Origin of the sequence: Streptomyces syringium, assembly GCF_017876625.1 — a bacterium.
Taxonomy (GTDB): Bacteria; Actinomycetota; Actinomycetes; order Streptomycetales; family Streptomycetaceae; genus Streptomyces; species Streptomyces syringius.
Genome location: NZ_JAGIOH010000001.1, coordinates 3,227,014 through 3,248,604, shown reverse-complemented (window position 1 = coordinate 3,248,604; position 21,591 = coordinate 3,227,014). Strand labels below are relative to the sequence as shown.

General features: G+C 71.8%; 20 protein-coding genes and 1 tRNA gene. 9 read left to right on the top strand and 12 right to left on the bottom strand.

The features are described 5' to 3' along the window. Nucleotides 1-144: 144 nt before the first annotated feature. Nucleotides 145-217 (bottom strand) — tRNA-Arg (locus tag JO379_RS14300). Between the two features lie 68 nt (nt 218-285). Next, nucleotides 286-1,557, bottom strand: a complete 1,272-nt coding sequence (locus tag JO379_RS14295) for a M6 family metalloprotease domain-containing protein (protein WP_209515193.1) — start codon at nt 1,555-1,557, stop codon at nt 286-288. Between the two features lie 259 nt (nt 1,558-1,816). Here JO379_RS14295 and JO379_RS14290 point away from each other — a divergent pair, with 259 nt between their 5' ends. Further along, entirely contained in the window at nt 1,817-2,443 is a 627-nt protein-coding gene (locus tag JO379_RS14290) for a TetR/AcrR family transcriptional regulator (RefSeq protein ID WP_130879097.1), read from the top strand. Nucleotides 2,444-2,643: 200 nt separating this feature from the next. Next, nucleotides 2,644-4,161, top strand: a complete 1,518-nt coding sequence (locus JO379_RS14285) for an MFS transporter (protein ID WP_209515191.1) — start codon at nt 2,644-2,646, stop codon at nt 4,159-4,161. 138 nt (nt 4,162-4,299) lie between these two features. Here the strand turns inward: JO379_RS14285 and JO379_RS14280 are convergent, their stop codons facing one another. Then, on the bottom strand, nt 4,300-4,806 hold the full coding sequence (locus tag JO379_RS14280; protein WP_130879099.1) for a MarR family winged helix-turn-helix transcriptional regulator: 507 nt from the start codon (nt 4,804-4,806) through the stop codon (nt 4,300-4,302). A 116-nt stretch (nt 4,807-4,922) separates the two neighbouring features. On the opposite strand from JO379_RS14280, the gene JO379_RS14275 reads away from it, so the two are divergent. Beyond that, on the top strand, nt 4,923-5,723 hold the full coding sequence (locus tag JO379_RS14275) for a dioxygenase family protein (protein ID WP_372449081.1): 801 nt from the start codon (nt 4,923-4,925) through the stop codon (nt 5,721-5,723). 113 nt (nt 5,724-5,836) lie between these two features. Here JO379_RS14275 and JO379_RS14270 read toward each other — a convergent pair whose 3' ends face one another. Beyond that, nucleotides 5,837-6,256, bottom strand: coding sequence for a hypothetical protein (locus tag JO379_RS14270; protein WP_130879100.1), 420 nt, complete (start codon nt 6,254-6,256; stop codon nt 5,837-5,839). Nucleotides 6,257-6,848: 592 nt separating this feature from the next. On the opposite strand from JO379_RS14270, the gene JO379_RS14265 reads away from it, so the two are divergent. Further along, the gene (locus tag JO379_RS14265) at nt 6,849-7,862 is read left to right on the top strand and encodes a sigma-70 family RNA polymerase sigma factor (RefSeq protein WP_130879101.1); all 1,014 of its coding nucleotides are present in this window, start codon (nt 6,849-6,851) and stop codon (nt 7,860-7,862) included. Between the two features lie 251 nt (nt 7,863-8,113). Here the strand turns inward: JO379_RS14265 and JO379_RS14260 are convergent, their stop codons facing one another. Further along, nucleotides 8,114-9,085, bottom strand: coding sequence for a helix-turn-helix transcriptional regulator (locus JO379_RS14260; protein ID WP_130879102.1), 972 nt, complete (start codon nt 9,083-9,085; stop codon nt 8,114-8,116). Nucleotides 9,086-9,186: 101 nt separating this feature from the next. Between JO379_RS14260 and JO379_RS14255 the strand changes: the two genes are divergently transcribed. The 4 genes from JO379_RS14255 (at nt 9,187) to JO379_RS14240 (ending at nt 14,741) form a co-directional block, all read left to right on the top strand. Next, nucleotides 9,187-10,719 (top strand): MFS transporter, encoded by a 1,533-nt coding sequence (locus tag JO379_RS14255; protein WP_130879103.1) that lies wholly within the window; start codon nt 9,187-9,189, stop codon nt 10,717-10,719. Between the two features lie 169 nt (nt 10,720-10,888). Beyond that, the gene (locus tag JO379_RS14250; protein WP_130879104.1) at nt 10,889-11,650 is read left to right on the top strand and encodes a DeoR/GlpR family DNA-binding transcription regulator; all 762 of its coding nucleotides are present in this window, start codon (nt 10,889-10,891) and stop codon (nt 11,648-11,650) included. Then, nucleotides 11,647-12,594, top strand: coding sequence for a 1-phosphofructokinase (gene pfkB / locus JO379_RS14245; RefSeq protein WP_209515190.1), 948 nt, complete (start codon nt 11,647-11,649; stop codon nt 12,592-12,594). Before JO379_RS14250 ends, pfkB begins: the two co-directional genes overlap by 4 nt. Before the next feature lie 167 nt (nt 12,595-12,761). Further along, nucleotides 12,762-14,741 (top strand): PTS fructose transporter subunit IIABC, encoded by a 1,980-nt coding sequence (locus JO379_RS14240; RefSeq protein WP_209515188.1) that lies wholly within the window; start codon nt 12,762-12,764, stop codon nt 14,739-14,741. A 27-nt stretch (nt 14,742-14,768) separates the two neighbouring features. Here JO379_RS14240 and JO379_RS14235 read toward each other — a convergent pair whose 3' ends face one another. Both JO379_RS14235 and JO379_RS14230 read right to left on the bottom strand, forming a co-directional pair. After that, entirely contained in the window at nt 14,769-15,968 is a 1,200-nt protein-coding gene (locus tag JO379_RS14235) for a P1 family peptidase (protein ID WP_209515185.1), read from the bottom strand. Between the two features lie 63 nt (nt 15,969-16,031). Further along, complete coding sequence (locus JO379_RS14230; protein WP_209515183.1) at nt 16,032-17,249, bottom strand: low temperature requirement protein A; 1,218 nt, start codon at nt 17,247-17,249, stop codon at nt 16,032-16,034. Between the two features lie 214 nt (nt 17,250-17,463). On the opposite strand from JO379_RS14230, the gene JO379_RS14225 reads away from it, so the two are divergent. Continuing rightward, nucleotides 17,464-17,646 carry a hypothetical protein gene (locus JO379_RS14225; RefSeq protein WP_130879109.1) on the top strand — a complete coding sequence of 61 codons (183 nt, stop codon included), beginning with the start codon at nt 17,464-17,466 and terminating at the stop codon, nt 17,644-17,646. A gap of 9 nt (nt 17,647-17,655) precedes the next feature. Here JO379_RS14225 and mscL read toward each other — a convergent pair whose 3' ends face one another. From mscL to JO379_RS14200, 5 genes are all read right to left on the bottom strand, one after another. Beyond that, entirely contained in the window at nt 17,656-18,135 is a 480-nt protein-coding gene (mscL, locus tag JO379_RS14220) for a large conductance mechanosensitive channel protein MscL (RefSeq protein ID WP_130879110.1), read from the bottom strand. 93 nt (nt 18,136-18,228) lie between these two features. After that, nucleotides 18,229-18,384, bottom strand: coding sequence for a hypothetical protein (locus JO379_RS14215; RefSeq protein ID WP_209515181.1), 156 nt, complete (start codon nt 18,382-18,384; stop codon nt 18,229-18,231). A gap of 285 nt (nt 18,385-18,669) precedes the next feature. After that, nucleotides 18,670-19,521 (bottom strand): S-methyl-5'-thioadenosine phosphorylase, encoded by an 852-nt coding sequence (locus tag JO379_RS14210; protein WP_130879111.1) that lies wholly within the window; start codon nt 19,519-19,521, stop codon nt 18,670-18,672. 166 nt (nt 19,522-19,687) lie between these two features. Continuing rightward, complete coding sequence (locus JO379_RS14205) at nt 19,688-20,029, bottom strand: FmdB family zinc ribbon protein (RefSeq protein WP_130879112.1); 342 nt, start codon at nt 20,027-20,029, stop codon at nt 19,688-19,690. A gap of 66 nt (nt 20,030-20,095) precedes the next feature. Further along, nucleotides 20,096-21,373 carry an MFS transporter gene (locus JO379_RS14200; protein WP_130879113.1) on the bottom strand — a complete coding sequence of 426 codons (1,278 nt, stop codon included), beginning with the start codon at nt 21,371-21,373 and terminating at the stop codon, nt 20,096-20,098. Nucleotides 21,374-21,591: the final 218 nt, after the last annotated feature.

Here is a 21,591-nt window from a genome sequence, read left to right as displayed (position 1 = left end):
CGGCGACGTTGAAGGACGTCAGCAGGGGCCCATCACGTGCTCACTCGTAAATCGGCGTCCCGCACACCAACCGAGCGTCGACGAAAAAGCCCCCGGACCGGGTCCGGGGGGCTTTCGTCAGGCGTTTTGCCTGGTCAGGCAATGTGCCCCCGGGCAGATTCGAACTGCCGACACCCGCTTTAGGAGAGCGGTGCTCTATCCCCTGAGCTACGGAGGCGGGGCCGCCGTCAGTGTAGCGGGTGGTGGGGTGGGCGGGTCAGGGTGCCGGGCATCTTGGCGGTGGGGTCATGCCCGGCGGGGGTCGGTCTTCACCGTTACCTGCCAGTTGCCCGCCTCGTCCTGGCCCAGGACCCCGATGGTGACGCCCGCCGCCGCGCAGCGCTGGCCCGTCACGTACGTCGCGTCGCTCAGGGGCGCGTTCACGTTGAGGTCGTGGGTGTAGCAGCCGGGGCTGTGCGGGGTGGCGTCCGAGGTGCGGATCGGGCCGGAGCCGGTGCGGATGTCGGAGGCGATGGTGGTGACGAGGACGCCGGGGCGGCAGACCGTGTGGTCGAGGAGGCCGGGGGCGCGGGCTTCGAGGGTGATGGCGCGGGTGGGGGAGAGGGGGACGACGATCAGTTTGGGGCCGCCGTCGGCCGAGGTGGGGGTGAGGGTCAGGGTGCGGGTGCCGGGGGCGTCGACGCAGTGCACCTGGTCGGGGGCCAGCCAGCCGAGCTTCCACTTGTGCCAGGCCAGGAAGTCGTTGGAGGGGCCCCAGTCCTCGTCCATGAGGTCCCAGTGGCCGACGGGGGTGTCCAGGGGGTTGTTGTTGCGGGCGTAGTAGAGGTCGGGGAGGCCGAAGCTGTGGGCGTTCTCGTGGTTGAGGACGCGGTAGGGGCTGTTGCCGGTCTGGGTGCTCCAGATGAAGGAGACGTTCTTGAACTGGGCGCCGTCGTCCGCGCGCAGCCCCGTGGGTGTTCCGGCGAAGGTCACGGACCGGACGTCCTCGACGGCGGGCGGGCCGGCGTTCGCCGTGGCCAGGACGTTGACGAGGTCGAAGTCCCGGAAGTCGACGATGTGGTCGACCGCGGCGAGGATCTCGCGCGAGATGGCGTGGTAGCCGTCGTCGCGGTCCACGTCGAAGGGGGCGCCGCGCTCCAGTCCGTACGACGTGTAGGGGCGTGACATGCGGATCCAGCGCAGGACCGGGGTGGAGCGGTAGTCCAGCCGGCCGTAGGAGCTGGCGCGGTAGTAGTCGGTGACGGCCGGGAAGAACTCGGCGTAGCGCCGATGCGGGGGGACCTCGGCGGGGGCGTCGGGGAAGTCGATGAGGAAGGTGACCGCCCGGACCGTGCCGCTGGAGCGTGCGTAGCCGCGGGGGGTGCGGGAGCCCTCGGAGACGTCCTTGGTGACCGTGGTGAGCGCGCAGGGGCCGGAGGGGGGCCGGCCCGTCATGTCCGGCGCGCGACCGGCGGCGTCGGCCTCGGCGACCGTCGGGGGCGCGTCCGCCGACGAGGGCACGGGTGAGGTGAGCGCCAGCGCGGTGATCACCATGACCAGCATGGCCAGGGACTTCATGTCGGTCACCTCCGTGGCGCACGCGACCCGCAACCCGGGCGCTCTCTGTGTCCACCCTGTGTCGCTGTGTGTACGGCCGCCCGCTGGAGTGCGGCAGATGGGGCATGGGTGACCACCGGGTCGGGTGAGGCGCACGTCACAACCGGAGGTGAAATATCCGGGGAGGATCTCCCCGTTTAACGAAGCGTCCCCGTCAAACGGGGAAGTTCTCCCCGGTTAGCCGAACCGGATCGGAACCGCATCGAAAGGAGTGCCCGCCGTGGCAGCACCGCAGCCCCGCCTCCGTGCCGACGCCCTGCGCAACCGGGAGCGGATCATCGCCGCCGCCCGCGAGACGCTCGTCGAGCACGGGGCCGATGTCCACCTCGATGAAATCGCTCGACGGGCCGGGGTCGGCAATGCCACGCTGTACCGGCACTTCGCGGATCGCTATGAGCTGATCCACCATGTCACCCTCTCGGTGATGGCCCGCATCGCGGAACAGGCCGAGACTGCACGAGCTGAGGAGCCCGATGCTTTCCTCGCGTTGAGGCGCTTCGTCCACGCCGCGGCCGACGAGCGCATCGGTGCGCTCTGTCCGTTGCTCGCCGACGGCGTCGACCACGAGCACCCGGACCTGGTCGAGGCCCGTGACCGACTCGAGCGTGACACCGAGGCCTTGATGGCCGCGGCCCGCGCTGCCGGGCAGTTGCGCGACGACATCGCCGTCGGCGACCTGATGGTGGCCCTCACTCAGCTCACCAGGCCCTTGCCCGGCAGTGGCTGTGTGAACTTCGACCAGTTCGTGCACCGGCATCTCCAGCTGTTCCTGGACGGGTTGATGGCACCGGCGCGTTCGCGCCTTCCCGGCTGCGCCGCGACCTTGCAGGACCTGCGCCACAAGTAAGCACCCGAGCCCTTGGGCAGCGAATCCGAGCCCTGGAGCAATGACCCGCGTCATACCTCGTTCCGTCCGGTGCGGCGGCCGGGCCGTGCCCTTGACGGCCGAGCCTCCCAGTGCCGTGCCGCCCGCCGCCCCGACCGCCTTTGACTTCGCCTCACCCCCCTCCTCGTACCGCCCTTCGCACCACTTAGGCAGGCCGTTCCATGCAAGACTCCGCCACCACTCCTGACCCCAGGCGCTGGAAAGCGCTCATATTCATCGCCCTCGCCCAGCTGATGGTCGTCCTCGACGCGACCATCGTGAACATCGCGCTGCCCTCTGCCCAGGACGACCTCGGGATCTCGGACGGCAACCGGCAGTGGGTCATCACGGCCTACGCCCTCGCCTTCGGCGGACTGCTGCTCTTCGGTGGCCGCGTCTCCGACCTGTGGGGCCGTAAGCGCGCGTTCGTCGTCGGTCTGGTCGGCTTCGCGGCCGCCTCGGCCCTCGGTGGCGCCGCGGTCAACACCGGGATGCTGCTGGGCGCCCGCGCCCTCCAGGGTGTCTTCGGCGCGCTGCTCGCGCCGGCGGCCCTGTCGCTGCTCGCCGTGCTCTTCACCGAGGCGAAGGAGCGCGCCAAGGCGTTCGGCATCTTCGGTGCCATCGCCGGTGCCGGTGGTGGCGTCGGCCTCATCCTCGGCGGTCTGTTCACCGAGTACCTGAACTGGCGCTGGACGTTCTTCGTGAACATCCCCTTCGCCGTCGTCGCCGCACTCGGCGCGATCGCCGTGATCCACGAGCCCGCCGGCAGCCGCAACCCCTCGAAGCTCGACATCCCCGGCGTCATCCTGGCCACCCTCGGCCTGGTCTCGCTCGTCTACGGCTTCACCCGCGCCGAGACCGACGGCTGGACGTCCGGCGTGACCATCGGCCTGTTCATCGCCTCGGCGGTGCTGCTGTACGCCTTCCTGGTCGTGGAGAAGAAGGTCAAGGCCCCGCTGCTGCCGCTGCGTGTGCTCACCGACCGCAACCGGGGCGGCGTCTACGTCTCCCTCGGTCTCGCCGCCATCGCGATGTTCGGCCTGTTCCTGTTCCTGACCTACTACCTCCAGGTCGTCCGGGGCTACTCGCCGGTCAAGACCGGTCTCGCGTTCCTCCCGATGATCGTCACGATGATCGCCGGTTCCACGCAGATCGGCGCCCGGCTGATGACCCGCGTCCCGGCGCGCTGGCTGATGGGCCCGGGCTTCCTGCTCGCGGCCCTCGGCATGGTGCTGCTCACGCAAATCAGCCTGGACAGCTCGTACACCTTCGTGGTCCTGCCCGGCCTGCTCCTGATGGGCCTCGGCATGGGTACGGCCTTCATGCCGGCCATGAGCCTGTCCACGCACGGCGTCCAGGCCCGTGACGCCGGTGTCGCCTCCGCGATGGTCAACACCTCGCAGCAGGTCGGCGGCGCCATCGGCACCGCGCTGCTCAACACCATCGCCACCAGTGCCACCAACGCGTACGCCTCCTCGCACAAGGCGGGTGCGGGCAACCCGAAGCTGCTCCAGCTCAACTCGATGGTGCACGGCTACTCCATCGCCATCTGGTGGGCCGCGGGCCTGCTCACGCTGGCCGCGGCCGTCGCGGTCGTCTTCGTCAACGCCGGTCACCAGGGCGGCCCGTCGGCCGACGGTGCGGGTGCGGGCGACGGTGCCGACGCGGGTGTCGAGAAGATCCCGGTCATGGCCCACTGAGGGTCCGAGTGAGCACTGCCGTGGGGGACATCGGCTGAGTCTTCCGACCCGCGGGCACACGCAAGGCCCCTCGCCGTCACGGCGGGGGGCCTTCGCGTTGCCCGGCGGTGAGCCGGCGGGGCAGGGTGGTTAAGCGCATCAGCGGGTCCACGGGAGGTCGCCGCCCTCGGGCTGGAGACCTGCCTGGATGGTCCGGCAGATGTCGCCGAGCTGGGCCACCTGCTCCGGCGCGAGACGGTCGAAGATGGCCGCCCGGACGGCGGCGACATGGCCGGGGGCCGACCTCTTCAGCATCTCGTACCCCTCGTCCGTCAGAACGGCCAGCTGGCCGCGCTTGTCGGAGGGGCACTCCTCGCGGCGGACCCAGCCGTTCTTCTCCAGCCGGGCGACGGCGTGCGAGAGCCGGGAGCGGGTGATCTTGGCGTCCTGGGCGAGCTCGGTCATCCGGAGCCGGTGGCGTGGCGCCTGGGAGAGGTGCACCAGCAGGCCGTAGTAGACGTGCGGCATTCCGGCGTCGCGCTGGAGCTGGCGGTCCAGGTGGTCTTCGAGGAGCGTCGTGGCATGCAGGTACGCCCGCCAGACGGCCTGCTCCTCGTCACTGAGCCAGCGGGGCTCGGGCGGGCCCCCCGCGGATTGGTTGGTCATGCCATCCACTGTTTCATCCGTGCTTCCTCCGAAGCGAATGTTTGAAGTTTAAATAAAGTAGGGCTAGGGTCAGGGATAGAGCTTGATAGTTCAAGTATGAGCACTCTGGAGGGTCCATGCCGGCCACCGCGACCCCGGCCCCGACCGGCGGGCGGATGCCCGCCCTCTACCTCTCCCACGGCGCGCCGCCCCTCGCCGACGACGAACTGTGGCCCGGCCAGCTCGCCGCCTGGTCCGCCGGGCTGCCCCGGCCCACCGCCATCCTGATGATCTCCGCCCACTGGGAAGAGGCACCGCTCGCCCTCGGTGCGACGGAGACGCTGCCGCTCGTCCACGACTTCTGGGGCTTCCCGGAGCACTACTACCGTGTCCGGTACGCCGCCCCGGGCGCCCCGGAGCTGGCCGACCGGGTGCGCAGGACGCTGCGCGGCGCCGGTACGCCCGTGCAGGACATCCCGGACCGGGGCCTCGACCACGGCGCGTACGTGCCCCTGGTGGAGATGTACCCGGACGCCGACATCCCCGTGCTCCAGGTGTCCCTGCCCACGCTCGACCCGCGGCGGCTGATGGACATCGGGCGCAAGCTGGCGCCGTTGCGGGACGAGGGGGTGCTGATCGTCGGCAGCGGGTTCTTCACTCACAACCTCGCGGCGCTGCGGCACGCGGGGGCCGGGCCGCCCGCCTGGTCGGCGGAGTTCGACGCGTGGGGGAGCGAGGCCCTCGACGGCCAGGACGTGGACGCGCTGCTGGACTTCGAGAACAAGTCCCCGGCCGGGCGTCTGGCGCACCCGCGCACCGAGCACTTCGCCCCGCTCTTCGTCACGTTGGGTGCCGCGGAGGACGAACTCGACAGGCAGCGCGCCGTCATCGACGGATTCTGGATGGGGCTCGCGAAACGGTCGGTGCAGTTCGGCTAGCGGGCACGTCGCCGGCCCCGGCCGACGTAATGCGGCCGAGGCCGGTGAACTGCCTTGCGGTGGGCCCGGGAAGGGGCTGCCGCCCGCTCGGTGCTCGTGCGGGCAAGGAGACCTCAGTGCTCGTGCATGTAGAAGACGTAGTACGAGACCACGGCCATCGCCCCGCCCAGGAAGAGCCCGAACAGCGAGGCGCGCAGCACCGAGACCTGGGTGAGGCTGTAGAGGAAGCCGAGGCTGATGCCGAACAGCGCGCCGAACGCCGCGGCCCTGACCTCGGCGATCATCTTGGCCCGCTCCTTGATCAGTACGTATCCGGCGCCCATGGCGACCAGCCCCGCGATGACGCCGATCATCCAGGCGCGCGGCGTGGAGGCGCCGTTGTCGTCGGCGAGGAAGACGGTGTACAGACCGAGGACGACACCGCCGGTGACGGGCACGGCCCAGGCGGACCGTGAGGTGTGGTGCGAAATCCCGGTGACCGGGCCCGGGCCTTCGTGACGGTGGTGTCCGTGCAGAGCCGGGTGCGTCGGCATGGCGGGCTCCTCTCTCTCGCCCCACCCCTTTCCCACCAGGGCACACCCGCGCCCGGGTGGCGGCAACTCGATCACGGGCGGACCGTCGTGGGCCGACATCGAGCAGTACGTGGCCCGACATCGAGCAGTAACGGTGAGAATCCGGCTTTCCGGGACGTCTTGGGCAACCGGAATGCGGTACGAGCCGTCTTGTGGGGTAGGAGAGCAGCCAGTGGCGGCACTCCTCCGGTGATCCGGTGGGATCCGGCGGTGTGGGAACAGGTGGCGTCGAAGGTGACGGCCGTCTCACGGGCCCCGTGGTGGCAGCGGTCCGCAGGGGCGGCGAGGGCGGCCTCGGGACCGGGTCTGACCTGCGCTTCCGTCGGCCTCGGCGGCACCTGCTCGCCCTCTGCGGCCGCACAGGGTACTGCATGATCAGAAAAATGAAGAAGACTCGCGGGAATTCTGTCCGGATTCCAGTCGTTCTTTCCATCGGATGGGGCACCCGAGAAGAGGCTGTACCTCTCGGGTCTCCCGGGTCCTCCCCGGTTTTCCGGGGCGCTCGCCGGGGGTCCCACCCGTCCCGCGACCGACTCATCGCAAGGGAGCACGCATGGCAACCCGTGCCGTCGCCCGCCGTCAGACCGCCGACAAGGGGCCTGAGCGGGCAAGCAGTGTTCGCGCCGTAGGCGGGGAGATCGCCGACCGCGACCTGGTCGGCATGTACCTCGACGAGATCGCGCGTACACCCCTGCTCGACGCCGCCAAGGAAGTGGAGCTGTCCCAGACCATCGAGGCGGGCGTCTACGCCCAGCAGCTCCTCGACGGCCTCGTGGAGAGCCCCGACGGCGATTCCGCGGCCGCGTCCGCGTCCCGCGAGGAGCTCGAGGCGATAGCCGCCGAGGGTGCCCGCGCCAAGGACGTCTTCATCAAGTCGAACCTGCGCCTCGTCGTGGCCGTCGCCCGTCGCTACCCGCGCAGCGGGCTGCCGCTGCTGGACCTGATCCAGGAGGGCAACGCCGGTCTGGTGCGCGCGGTGGAGAAGTTCGACTACGCCAAGGGGTTCAAGTTCTCCACGTACGCCACGTGGTGGATCCGTCAGGCCATCACCCGGTCCATCGCCGACCAGTCCCGCACGATCCGGCTGCCCGTGCACCTCGTCGAGGAGCTGGGCCGCATCCGCCGGGTGCAGCGCGAGTTCAACCGGGAGAACGGCCGGGATCCCGAGCACGCGGAGATCGCCGCGGAGCTGGGCTCCACGCCCGAGCGCGTCGGTGACGTGCTGGACTGGGCCCGCGACCCCGTCAGCCTCAACATGCACGTGGACGACGAGGGCGAGACCCAGTTCGGCGACCTGCTGGAGGACACCTCCGCCGTGTCCCCGGAGCAGTCCGTGCTCACGCTGCTGCGCAGTGAGGAGCTGGAGGATCTCATCAGCCGGCTCGACCACCGCACCGCGTCGATCATCAAGGCGCGCTACGGCATCGAGGACGGGCGGGAGCGCACGCTGACCGAGGTCGGCAAGCAGCACGGCCTCACCCGTGAGCGGATCCGGCAGATCGAGAAGCACGCGCTGCTGGAGCTGAAGAAGATGGCTCACGACACCGGTTTCGACGCGGCGGCCTAAAAGGGCATATCCTAGACATAACCCCATAGACCGGGCCCCGGCGCTACCCCCCCTGCGTCGGGGCCCTTCCCTTTGCCCGGGCGCTTCTCCCTGCCCGGGGCCCGGGGCTTTGTCCTGGGGTGCCCGAACAGCGGTGCGGGAGCCATCGCGCCCGTACGGCGGTGTGCGCGGCCGGGTCCGCCGTTCTACGGTCTGCGAGCATGACGGCGGGTTCGCGAAGCCGGGCGGGGTGCCCCGCCGGGGCGCACGGGTCATGGCCCTGTCGCACCCGCCGCGCGGGTGATGCGGGCACCGAGCTCACGCAGATGCTCCACCAGCTCCGGCGGCTCGTGCACCTCGAACTCGCAGTCGATCAGAGCGAGCCGGAAGGCGACCCACTCCAGGGTGTCCGCGACCGTGGCGTCCAGCCGGCAGGTGTTCTCGTCGACCGGCACCGGGGTGCCGAGGGAGGACTGCAGCCGGGCGGCGACGAACGCGGCGGGCGCGTGCAGCGTCGCCACCACCCGGTAGGTCGGCTGGAGGCGGGAGAGGGACCGGCTCATGAACTCGGCGGCGTTCGCCGCCGGCAGCTCGCGCGGCGTGAACCGTGCCCCGGTGGCGAGCGGTTCGCTGACCCGGTCGACGCGGAAGGTCCGCCAGTCGTCGCGGTCGATGTCGTACGCGACGAGGTACCAGCGGCGCCCGGTGCTGACCAGCTGGTGCGGTTCCACCAGCCGCCGGGTCCCGGTCCCGTCGCCCGTGCGGTAGGCGAAGCGCAGCCGCTCGTGCCCGGTGGCGGCAGAGGCCATCACCGTCAGCGTGCGCGGGTCGACGCTCGCGCCGTCGCCGCCCACGAGCGGCACCGTCGCGGCCTGGAGGGCGGCCACGCGGTGGCGCAGCCGGGACGGCAGGACCTGCTCCAGCTTGGCGAGGGCCCGTACCGACGCCTCCTCGATGCCGTCCACGGCATGGCCGGCGCCGGCCCGCAGGCCCACGGCGATGGCGACGGCCTCCTCGTCGTCCAGGACGAGGGGCGGCATGGCGGCGCCCGCGGCCAGCCGGTACCCGCCCTCCGCACCCATCGAGGCCTGCACCGGATATCCGAGGTCCCGCAGCCGCTCGATGTCCCGGCGGATCGTTCGCGAGCTGACCCCGAGCCGCTCGGCGAGCTCGCTGCCGGGCCATTCGCGGGGCGTCTGGAGCAAGGAGAGGAGATTCAGCAACCGTGCCGGTGTGTCGCTCATGACACTCAGCTTGGCAGGGATGTGGGACACAAGATGTCCTACATGGAAGTTAGCGTCGTCGACGTCCCCGGAAGTGAAATGCCAGGAAAGGCCGTACAGCAATGACCACCGATTCGCCGCCCGTCGACCGCCGCCGCTGGCTGGCACTCGCGGTGGTGATGACCGCGTCCTTCATGGACCTGGTCGACGTCACCATCGTCAACATCGCGATGCCCAGCATCCAGCGCGACATCGACGCCTCCTTCAGTGCCTTGCAGTGGCTCAGCGAGGGATACGCGCTCGCGTTCGCCATAGGCCTGATCACGGGCGGCCGGCTCGGTGACATCTACGGCCGCAAGAAGGTCTTCCTGCTGGGCATGGGCGGGTTCACCCTCGCCTCGATGCTCTGCGGCGTCGCGGCAGACCCGCAGCTCCTGGTGGCCGCGCGGGTGCTCCAGGGCGCGATGGGCGCGCTGATGGTGCCTCAGGTGCTGTCCATCGTGCACGTGACCTTCCCCGCCCACGAGCGCGGCAAGGTCTTCGGGATGTTCGGCGCGGTCATGGGCCTCGGCGCGGTCTCCGGCCCGCTGTTGGGCGCGCTGCTGACCCAGTGGAACCTCTTCGGCCTGGAGTGGCGGCCGATCTTCCTGATCAACGTGCCCGTCGGCATCGCCGGACTGCTCCTGGGCCGTCACTTCATCACGGAGTCCAAGGCCCCCAGGGCGCTGCGCCTGGACCTCGTCGGCGTGGCCCTGGCCAGCGCCGCGCTGCTGATGCTGCTCTACCCGCTGACCCAGGGCCGGGAGCACGACTGGCCGCTGTGGGGCTTCGTCTCCATGGCCGGTTCGGTGCCGATGCTCGCGGCGTTCATCGCGTACGAGCGGTACAAGACGCGCAAGGACGGCTCGCCGCTCGTCGAGCTGTCGCTGTTCAAGGTCAAGAGCTTCGCGGCGGGCATCGGCGTGCAGCTGACCTTCGGTGTCGCCTCCGGCATCTTCTTCCTGGTCTGGACGCTGTACATGCAGCTCGGCCTGGGCTGGTCGGCACTGCGGTCGGGTCTGACGGGCATTCCGTTCTCGCTGGCGATCTCCGTGGCGGCGGGCCTGTCGGTGCAGAAGCTGGTGCCGAAGTACGGGCGCAAGGTGTTGCAGGCGGGTGCGCTGGTGATGGCGGCGGGTGTGCTGACCTACATCTGGGAGGCCCACCACTACGGCGCAGACATCCGGTCCTGGCAGATGGCGCTGCCGCTGGCCGTGATGGGCCTGGGCATGGGCCTGATCGTCGCCCCGATCACGGACGCCGTGCTGTCCGAGGTGCCCCGCGCGCACGCGGGCTCGGCCTCCGGCCTGATCAACACGACCCAGCAGCTCGGCAACGCCATCGGTCTGGGCCTGGTCTCCGTGGCCTTCTTCGGTGTGGTGGACGACGCCGATCCGCGCCGCGAGACGCCGTCGGACATCTTCGGGGGAGCGTTCACGCACGCCATGTGGTGGGTCGCGGGCGGTCTGCTCGCGGTCTTCGCGCTGATGTTCCTGCTGCCGAAGCGGTCGAAGCACCACGAGGCGGCGGGTGCGACCGAGGACGCAGTCGAGCCGGTCGCTGCCGATGTCGCCGTCCCGGCCCAGCAGGCCGAGAAGGAACTGCTGAAGCGGTAACGCCTCCGCGCGTGCTCCGGGGACCCCGGGGGAGGGCTCGGGCCCGGTCGGTGATCCGACCGGGCCCGTTTGCGTACGCTCGATGCCCGAATCTGTTTACTTCCCGGAACTGTGGCCGTAATCTGACGGCGAAACCACAGGCTCGGGCAGGGAACGGACGTAAAACCACATGTACGCACCGGAGCGCCAGCAGGAGATCCTCCGCCTCGCCCGCGAGAGCGGCCGGGTGGACGTGCTGTCGCTCGCCGAGGAGTTCCAGGTCACCTCCGAGACCGTCCGGCGCGACCTCAAGGCCCTGGACCGGGCCGGGCTGCTGCGCCGGGTGCACGGCGGCGCGATTCCCGTCGGCCGGCTCGACTTCGAGCCGGACCTCGCCGAGCGCGAGAGCACGGCGGCGGACGAGAAGGACGCCATCGCCCGGGCCGCGCTCGCCGAGCTGCCCGCCGGCGGCAGCGTGATCATCGACGCCGGTACGACGGCCGCGCGGCTCGCGGGCCTCCTCCCGCTGGAGTGCGAACTCACCGTCGTCACCCACGCCCTTCCCGTCGCCGCCCGCCTCGCGGACCACCCCGGCATCTCCCTCCACCTCGTCGGCGGACGGGTGCGGCACCGCACCCGCGCGGCCGTCGACGCGTGGGCGCTGCGCGCGTACGCCGAGATCAACGCCGACGTCGTCTTCCTCGCGACCAACGGCTTCTCCGTCGACGACGGCCTCACCACCCCGGACCTGGCCGAAGCCGCCGTCAAACGGGCGACCGTCGGGGCCGCGCGACGGGTGGTGCTCCTCGCCGACTCCGGCAAGTTCGGCCGCCGGCACTTCGCGCGCTTCGGGGACCTCGCCGACGTGGACGTGCTGATCACCGACACCGGTCTCGCCCCCGAGGACGCCCTCGCCATCGAGCGCGCCGGCACCCGGACGGTCCGCGCGTGATCCTCACCGTCACCCCCAACCCGAGCCTGGACCGCACGTACGAGATCCCCCGGCTGGAGCGCGGCGCGGTGCTGCGCGCCGCCGCCGACCGCGTCGACCCCGGCGGCAAGGGCGTCAACGTCTCGCGCGCGGTGGCCGCCGCCGGGCACCGCACGGTGGCGGTGCTGCCGCTCGGCGGGCCGGAGGGCGCGCTGCTGGCGCGGCTGCTCGGCGACCTCGGCATCGACGTGGCGGGCGTGCCCGTGCGGGGCTCGACCCGGGTCAACATCGCGGTCGCCGAACCGGACGGCACCCTCACGAAGGTCAACGCCGCCGGGCCCGAACTGGACCGCGCGGAGGCCCAGTCGATGCTGGCGGCCGTCCGGGACCGGTCGGCGGGCGCCGACTGGATCGCCTGCTGCGGCAGCCTCCCGCGCGGGCTCGCCCCCGAGTGGTACGGGCACCTGGTGGCCCGCGCCCACGACGCCGGCGCCCGCATCGCCCTGGACACCTCCGGCCCGTCCCTGACCGCCGCGCTGCGGATGCGCCCGGACGTCGTCAAGCCCAACGCGGAGGAGCTGTCGCTGGCTGTCGGCCGCCCGCTCGCCACGGTCGGCGACGCGGCCGAGGCGGCGGGCGAACTGCGCGCCCTGGGCGCGCGGGCGGTCCTGGCCAGCCTCGGCGCGGACGGCCAACTGCTCGTCGACGCCTCCGGTACGTACTTCGGCACCGCGCGCGTCCCGTCCGTGCGCAGCAACGTCGGCGCGGGCGACGCGTCACTGGCCGGCTTCCTCGCCGCGGGCGGCACGGGCCCCGGGGCCCTCGCCGCCGCCCTCGCCCACGGCGCGGCGGCGGTACAGCTGCCGGGCAGCGCCATGCCGGCACCGGCGGACCTCGACCCGTCGTCGGTGACGGTGACCTCCGAGGTCCCCTCCGCCCGTGCGCTGACGGAGCCGGTGCGGTGACCGGGGGAGGGGGCGGGCACCGGACCCTGCCCAGCCGCCGATTAAGGCACGCCATGGCGCCGAGGAACCTCCCGGCACCGATGCGGGAGGTCCCACCCGCCGTCGTCCCCTGACTTCCCTCCCCCCACCTCGCCCGCAGGGCGCTACCGCGAGCAAAGGAGCCCGCGATGAGTGAGCTGATCACGGCCGACCTGGTCGATCTCGACCTGTCCGCCGAGACCAAGGAAGCGGCGGCGAGATCGCTCGCCGCACGCATGCGGGAACTGGGCCGCGTCACCGACCTCGACGGCTTCCTCGCCGACGTCGCCGCGCGCGAGGCCCAGATGCCCACCGGGCTCGACGGGGGCATCGGCATACCCCACTGCCGCAGCGCACACGTCACCGAACCGACCCTCGCCTTCGGCCGCTCCGCCGCGGGCATCGACTTCGGTGCCCCGGACGGTCCGGCGGACCTGATCTTCCTCATCGCGGCCCCGGCGGGCGGCGACGCCGACCACCTGTCGATCCTTTCCGCACTGGCCCGCCACTTGATGGACCCGGAGTTCACGTCCGCGCTGCGTGCGGCGGAGGCACCGGGCGCGGCGGCGGCCCTGATCCGTGGCGACGAGCCGGAGCCCGAGCCGGAGCCCGAACCGGAGCCGTCGGTGGACGGCGAAGCCGAGGCGCCGGGAGCCGGCGCCCAGCCCTTCCGTATCGTCGCCGTCACCTCCTGCCCCACCGGGATCGCGCACACCTATATGGCCGCCGAGGCCCTGGAGTCGGCCGGGCGGGCCGCCGGGGTGGAAGTGGTGGTCGAGACGCAGGGGTCTGCCGGGTTCGTGAAGCTGCACCCCGCGGTCGTCGCCGCGGCGGACGGGGTGATCTTCGCGCACGACGTCGAGGTGCGGGACAAGGGCCGCTTCGCCGGGCTGCCGACCGTGGACGTCGGCGTCAAGGCCGGGGTCAACCGGCCCGGCGAGCTGATCGCCGAGGTGCGGGCGAAGGCCGCGCGCGGCGAACGGGCGGCCCCCACTGCCCCCATGGACGCGGGCGCCGACGCCGGGGACGGCTTCGCGACCCGACTGCGCGCTTGGCTGATGACCGGCGTCAGCCACATGGTCCCGTTCGTCGCGGCGGGCGGGCTGCTGATCGCGCTCGCCTTCGCCACCGGCGGGTACGGGATCAACAAGGCGCCCTCCGTGGCCGACCACTTCGCGTGGAGCGAGTCCGCGAGCTGGGCAGCTCTGCTCTTCCAGACCGGCGGCGTCGCGTTCGCGTTCCTCGTGCCGGTCCTGGCCGGTTTCATCGCCTACGGGATGGCCGACCGCCCCGGACTCGTCCCCGGGTTCGTCGGCGGCTCCATCGCGCTGACCGTCGACGCGGGCTTCCTCGGCGGCCTGATCGCCGGTCTCCTCGCGGGCGCGGTCGTCATGGCCGTACAGCGGCTGAACGTACCGGCCGTGCTGCGCGGCATCATGCCGGTCGTGGTGATCCCGCTGCTGTCCTCGGCGGTCGTGGGCTTTCTGATGTTCCTGGTGGTCGGCAAGCCCGTCGCCGCACTGCAGAAGGCGCTGACCGACTGGCTGGGCGGACTGTCCGGGACCAACGCCGTCATCCTGGGCACCCTCCTCGGCCTGCTCATGGCCGCCGACCTCGGCGGGCCGCTCAACAAGGTCGCCTACGCCTTCGCTGTCGGCGGTCTCGCCGATCCCAACGAGGGCAGCCTGAAGGTGATGGCCGCGGTCATGGCGGCCGGTATGGTCCCGCCGCTGGCGATGGCGCTGGCCACGACCGTGCGCGGACGGCTCTTCACCGCCTCCGAGCGGGAGAACGGCAAGGCGGCCTGGGTGCTCGGGGCGTCCTTCATCACCGAGGGCGCGATCCCCTTCGCGGCGGCGGACCCCCTGCGGGTCATCCCGTCGGCGATGGCGGGCGGCGCGGTCACCGGCGCCCTGTCCATGGCTTTCGGCTGCACGCTGCGCGCCCCGCACGGCGGTGTCTTCGTGGTGCCGCTCATCGGCTCGCCGTTCCTCTACCTGCTGGCCGTCGCGGCGGGTACGGCGGTCAGCGCGGCCGCGGTGCTCCTGCTCAAGGGCCTCCGCAGGCCCGCCCCGCCGAAGGCCGCCGACCCGGCCGAGGACGGGGAACCGGTCGCCGTGGCCGTCTGACCTGACGCCGGGCCCCGTCCGGGCCGATCAGCCGCCGTACAGCTCGCGGTAGGAGGGGAAGACGCCGCCCGGGCCGTCCACCCCCTCCGCCGCGAGCACGGCCTTCACCACGGACCGGGTGAGGACGTCCGCGCCCGCGGCCAGGATCTCGTTGAGCACGCCGAGTTCGAGAACGTCCCGTTCGAGATCACCGAGTTCGAGACCGCCGTGTTCGAGAGCGCCGGGCTGCCCCGGGCCGCTCCCGCCGACCATCGGCCGTGCACCCGTGGCCAGGGCGAAGACCGTGTCGCCGTCGGTGAGAAGGTGCACGGGCCGAACGGCGCGGGCGAGGCCGTCGTGAGACGTGCCCGCCAGCTTCTGGGCCTGGGCGCGGGTCAGGACGGCGTCCGTGGCGACGACGGCGATCGTGGTGTTGAGCGGCGGCCGCACGGACGCGGCCGAGCGCTTCGCCGACTCCCGCCGCGCGGCGTCCAGGGCCTGCTGGGCGGCGGCATGGCGGTTCGCGGCGGGGTACTCGACCCGGCCCTCGAAGAACCGCCCGTACAGCACCCCCGTCAGCGGATCGACCGTCGAGCCCACCGCGTTGACCGCCGCGAGGGCCGCGACCGTCACACCCGACGGCAGCACCACGCTCGCCGTGCCGATGCCGCCCTTGAGGCCGCCGACCATCGCCCCCGTGCCCGCGCCGACATTGCCCTGAACGACGGGCGCCCCCGTCTCCGTACGGGCCGCCGCCTCGACGGCCTCCCGGCCGAGCGCCGCGTCGGGGCGGGCCCGCCAGTCACCGCCGCGGCCCAGGTCGAACAGGGCCGCCGCGGGTACGACGGGCACCACCTGGGCGGGGTCCGGGCCGACGCGGAAGCCACGGCCCGCGTCCTCCAACCAGCCCACCACCCCGGACGCGGCGTCCAGCCCGAAGGCGCTGCCGCCGGTGAGCACGACCGCCTCGACGCGCTGGACGAGGTTGCGCGGGTCGAGCGCGTCGGTCTCCCGCGTCCCCGGCCCACCGCCCCGCACGTCCACGGCCGCGACCGCGCCGCCCTCCTCGGTGAGCACCACGGTGGTCCCGGTCAGCGCCCCGCCTTCGGTGCGCTGCGCGTGCCCGACCCGCAGTCCGGCCACATCGGTCAGGGCGTCCAAGGGGCCGGGGCGGGGGCCGGCGGCGGGGGAGGCGAAGAAGAGGGCGTCGGTGCTGTCGGCGGTCTGCGCGGTCCGGTCGTCAGTCATGGAGCCATGCGTATCACGCGCATGAAGCCATGCGTGTCACGTGGCTGAATGCCCGTCAGGCCCTCACCCCGCTTCCTGTGTGCGTTCGTTCACCTCCGCCGCCCGTTGGTCGGCACGTTCCTTCAACGTGACCCCCGCCGCGACCGTCAGGGTCGCCACCAGCCCGGTGAACAGCACCGCCGTCCGCCCCGCGAACGTGCAGACCAGCACGAGCACGGCCGAGACGGGCAGCACCAACTGCTGGGCCGGGCCCCGCTTGTGGTGCCGGGAGTGGATCAGCCACACCGAGAACATGAACAACGCCGTGGGCAGCGTGACGGTGGCGGCCGCCGCGAACGCCGAGATGTGCGCCTTGCCGATGGTCTCCTCGATCGCCACCTCGATGCCCGCCCCGATCGCCGCCGCCGAACCGAAGACCAGATAGTGCCCGTACCCCCAGGCGAACGCCTGCCGGTTGGAGGCCAGATGGAGATGGATGGGCACGGCGAAATAGATCCAGTAGGCGGCGAAGATGATCAATAGACCGCCGCCCGCGATCGGCAGCAGCGTGTCCAGCGCCTCGTCGTCGTCCAGGGCCGACTGGACGGCCACCGTGGCCGCGAGGACCGTCTCGCCCAGCACGATGATCGTGAACAGGCCGTACCGCTCCGCGATGTGGTGCGGGTGCCAGCCCGTCGTATGCCGGCGCTCGGCGATCGCGGGCACCGCCATCTCGGCGAGCGCCATCCCCAGGAAGAGCCACGGCTTGCCGTCGTCGGGCAGGAACAGCAGGCCCAGCCAGCCGACCTGGCACAGACTCACCCCCGTCGCGTACTTAAGCGCCGTGCGCCGCTCCTCGCCCCGCGTCGAGTACGCGGCCCGCAGCCACTGGGTGACCAGCGCCAGCCGCATCACCAGATAGCCGAACCAGACCACCGCGAAGTCGCTGTCGTTCAGTGCCCGGGGGATGCCCGCCGCCAGGATCAGCACCCCGGCCATCTGGACCAGCGTCACCACGCGGTACGGAACGTCGTCCGTGTCGTACGCGGAGGAGAACCAGGTGAAATTCACCCAGGCCCACCAAATCGCGAAAAAAGCCATCAGGTAGCCCGGAATGCCGGTGCCCGGGTGCCCCTCGGCGAGCGCGTGCACCAGCTGTCTGCCCGCCTGCGCCACCGCCGCCACGAAGCAGAGGTCGAAGAACAGCTCCAGCGGGGTCGCCGCGCGGTGCTCCTCCTCGCGGCCGCGCGCGGCCATCCGGCGCAGCAGCGAGGTGTGCCGCGCGTGCGGGTGCCCGCTCATCGCCGAACGGGTGTGGGCGGCGTCACATGGCTCATGCGGTGATTGTCACCGCTGCGGGGGGCTGCCGCGCGGTGGCCGTACCGGTCCGCGTGCCGTCCGTGCCGCCTGCGGCGGCGGGCGCCCTGCGGGCGCGTCCTCAATCGCCGGACGGGCTTGGTGGTGCTGGCGAGCACACACCGCGGCCCGCAGGGCCAGGCGACCGTACCCTGGAGGCATGAGTACCGCCCCCGAGCCCACTCCCAAGCCGCGCAACCCCGCCGCCCTGATCTTCGACGACCCGCTGTCGCAGCAGTCGTCGGACGACACCGACCGCGGCTGGGGCGACCGGCCGAGCGGCGGCGACAGCGCGGGCGACCTGGCCCGGTTCCTGGACGAGAAGCCGCCCCACCACATCTGACGCCAGCCGTTATCGCTGGACCGGTACGGACTCCGAGGCCGGGCCGCGGCGCTGCTCCACGAGCGCGTCCCGGATCTGCTCGAGCAGCTCGATCTCCGTCACCTGCGCCGGGGTGGCCTCCGCCGGAGCCTTGGCGGCCTGGCGGTCCTGCCAGCGCTTCATCGGCAGCAGCATCAGGAAGTAGACGACCGCGGCGGTGATCAGGAAGGTCAGCGCGGCGCTGAGCACCGAGCCCCACTGGATGTAGACGCCGCTGGTCACCTCGCCCGCCTTGTTCATGGCGCAGGGGCCCTTGAGGCACGAGGCGTAGCTGGTGAGGTCCTTGGTGCCGAAGGCGCCGACGATCGGGTTGATGACACCCTTGACCACCGAGTTCACGATGTTGGTGAACGCCGCGCCGATGACAACGGCGACCGCGAGGTCTATCACGTTGCCCCGCATCAGGAATGCCTTGAATCCTCCAAGGACCCCTGTCTTCTTCTCGCTCACCGAAAAGCCTCTCTCTGTACGCACCTGCGGCGGAATGGTTGGTTCCATAACCTACGAGAGAGTCTGGCAGTCCTGTCCAATCCGCACGCTCGATCAGGCGAACCGGAGCTGCGTCAGCGCGGGGGCGCACAGGATCACCGCCCCGGCGGCCATCACGACCCCGGCGCCCAGCAGCCGTCTTCCGCGCCGCCCGGCCCGGCCCGTCCGGGACCGTCCCCGGCCCACCCGCACCGGGGCGAAGTGCGGCACCCCGCGCCTCGGCGGCGGTGTGTAGACGTACGCCCCCGGGGGAGAAGCCGAGGATGGCAGCGGAGAGAAGGAAGGCGACGAGGCCCATGAAGGAGCCGGAGGAGCCGTAGAAGAAGCCAGCGGGCCAAAAGGGGACACGAGCGACCACCGCCTGCGGTGAGGAGTGCCAACCGGACGCTCCCCACGATCCAGGCAACCGCCCGATCCCGCTGAGCCCTGTGGACTACCGCCCGGTTGTGGACAACCTCGTCACCCTCGCGAGCTCCACCGCCCCACATCAGCCACCTAAGGCAGCGCGATCCCCAGGTCCCAGCCCTCGTGCACCCGGGTGCACAGGCAGGTCCGGCCGTCCGTCTCCGGCAGGGCGCAGACCGCCGCGAAGATCACCTCGCGCAGCCGCCCCACGTTCTCGGCGAAGACCCGCATCACCTCGGCGTGCGACACGCCGTCGCCCGTCTCGGCCCCGGCGTCCAGGTCCGTGACCAGTGCCATCGAGGTGTAGCAGAGCTCCAGCTCGCGGGCGAGCACCGCTTCGGGGTGCCCGGTCATGCCGACCACCGACCAGCCCTGGGCGGCGTGCCAGCGGGACTCCGCGCGGGTCGAGAAGCGCGGCCCCTCGACGACGACCATCGTCCCGCCGTCCACCACCGGGTCCCAGCCGTGCCCGCGCGCCACCGCGATCGCCACCGCGCGGCCCGTGGGGCAGTAGGGGTCGGCGAAGGTCGTGTGCACCACGTTGGGGACCGAGCCGTCGGGCAGCGGCTCACCGTCGAAGAAGGTCTGCTGACGTGTCTTCGTGCGGTCCACCAGCTGATCCGGTACGAGCAGGGTGCCCGGCCCGTACTCCGGCCGCAGGCCGCCCACCGCGCAGGGGGCCAGCACCTGACGTACGCCGAGCGAGCGCAGGGCCCACAGATTGGCCCGGTAGTTGATGCGGTTCGGCGGCAGACGGTGGTCACGGCCGTGCCGGGGCAGGAAGGCGACCGTGCGCCCGGCCAGCTCGCCGACGAACAGCGAGTCGCTCGGCTTGCCGAAAGGCGTCTCCACTATGACCTCGGTCACATCGTCGAGGAAGGAGTAGAACCCCGACCCGCCGATCACGCCTATGTCCGCCCGTACCCCACCCGTGTTGATCATGCAGCCAGCCTAGCGGCGCGCCCGCCCCGGCCCCAGGGTCCGTAGCCGTGTGGTGCCCGCAGACGACGAAACCCGCCGCATACGACGAAACCCGCCGCCTCGGTGAGGCGACGGGCTTCGTCGTGCGCGAGATCGCGCGAAATGCTGCGTGGTGCGGTGAGGCGCGTCAGGCGGCCGAAGAGCTGCTGCTCGACGAGGCCGAAGCCGACGCGGTGCTCGTGGAGGTGCTGCTCGCGCCCGACCCGGAGGCCGAGGACGTGCTCGTCGACGAGGACGAGTCCGAGCCGCTCTTGGCGGTCGTGGACTTCGCCGGGCTGCTGCTGGACGACGCGCCACGGCTGTCGTTCCGGTAGAAGCCGGAGCCCTTGAAGACGATGCCGACGGCGGAGAACACCTTCTTCAGGCGTCCGTCGCAGCTCGGGCACACGGTCAGGGCGTCGTCGGTGAATTTCTGCACCGCCTCGAGGCCCTCGCCGCACTCGGTGCACTGGTACTGGTACGTCGGCACTTGCTCCTCCTGGCACTCTCACTCGATGAGTGCTAACGACGATCCATAGTGCAGTATTCCGGCGCGTCAGTCCACCGAAACAGGCTCGCGGTGACCCACCCCACGTGCGGCTATCCGCGATTCCCCCTTCGGGGTGAGCGCCTTGCGCAGCGTGAGCAGGACCGCCAGGGCCAGTGCGGTACCGGCCAGCGGCACCAGGAATCCGGTGCTCGCGGAGTGTCCGTCGATCAGCTTGCCGCCGATGCTGGCACCGGCCGCCTGGCCGAGGCCCACCGCGCCGGTCAGCCAGGTGAACGCCTCCGTACGGGCGGTCGGCGGCACCAGCGACTCGACCAGCGTGTAGCCGGTGATGAGCGCCGGGGCGATGCACAGGCCGACGAGCAGGCCGACCCCGCCCAGCACCGGCAGCGCGTGCGCCGCCCACAGCGGGGTGGTGGCCAGGACCAGCAGCGGGTAGGCGATCAGCAGTCGGCGCTGGGGGGTGACCTTCCAGGCGATGGCACCGCAGACGAGGCCCGCGATCATGTTTCCGGCCGCGAAGGTGCCGTACAGCAGACCGTTCAGGCCCGGGTCGCCGATCTCCTTGGTGAAGGCCGTCATCGACACCTGCATGCCGCCGAAGACGGAGCCGATGCCGAGGAAGGAGATCGCGAGGACGCGGACGCCCGGAACGGACAGCGCCGACGCGCTCTTCACCACGGGACCGGCGGCGGAGCGGCTCGGCTCCGGCTGCGTGCGCCGCTGGGCGGCGAACAGCAGACCGCCGACGAGGGTGAGCACCGCCTCGGTGACCAGACCGGCCGCCGGGTGGACGCCCGTGCACAGCGCGGTGGCCAGCACCGGGCCGATCACGAACGTGAACTCGTCGGTGACCGACTCGAAGGCCGCCGCCGTGGACATCAGCGGCGAGCCCTCCAGCTTCGCGGCCCAGCGGGCCCGCACCATGGGGCCGATCTGCGGGGTCGAGGCACCGGCGGGCACGGCCGCGGCGAACAGGGCCCACAGCGGTGCGTCCGCCAGCGCCAGCGTGATCAGCAGCGAGATCGCGGCGGCGTGCACGACGACGCCGGGCACCAGCACCCGGCCCTGCCCGAAGCGGTCCGCGAGCTTGCCGCTCTGCGGCGCGAAGAGCGCCATGGAGACGCCCGCGGTCGCCGAGACGGCGCCCGCGATGCCGTACGAGTCCGTGGTGTGCTCGACCAGCAGCAGGATGCCGATGGTCAGCATCGCGAACGGCTGCCGGGCCAGAAAGCCGGGCAGCAGGAACGTCCAGGCGCCGGGGGTGCGCAACAGCTGGCCGTATCCGGGGCGTGCCTCGGTGGGGTCGTTGACCGTGGATGCCACGGCCGGGCCTTTCCGCCGCCTGGTAGCGCACTCCAGACGGGGTCGCCGCACGGAGCGCGCCGAGAGCTGTCCTCTCGCGCAGGACCGTGGTAGATGCCGTGCCGGCCGCCTGGTGACGCGCGACCGCGGCCGCCGTGCGGTCGCGCCAGCCCTGCATCAGGCAGAGTTGGTTCGGTTGGAGTGATGGTGCAGAAGTGGTGCGAGCGGTGGACCAGCCC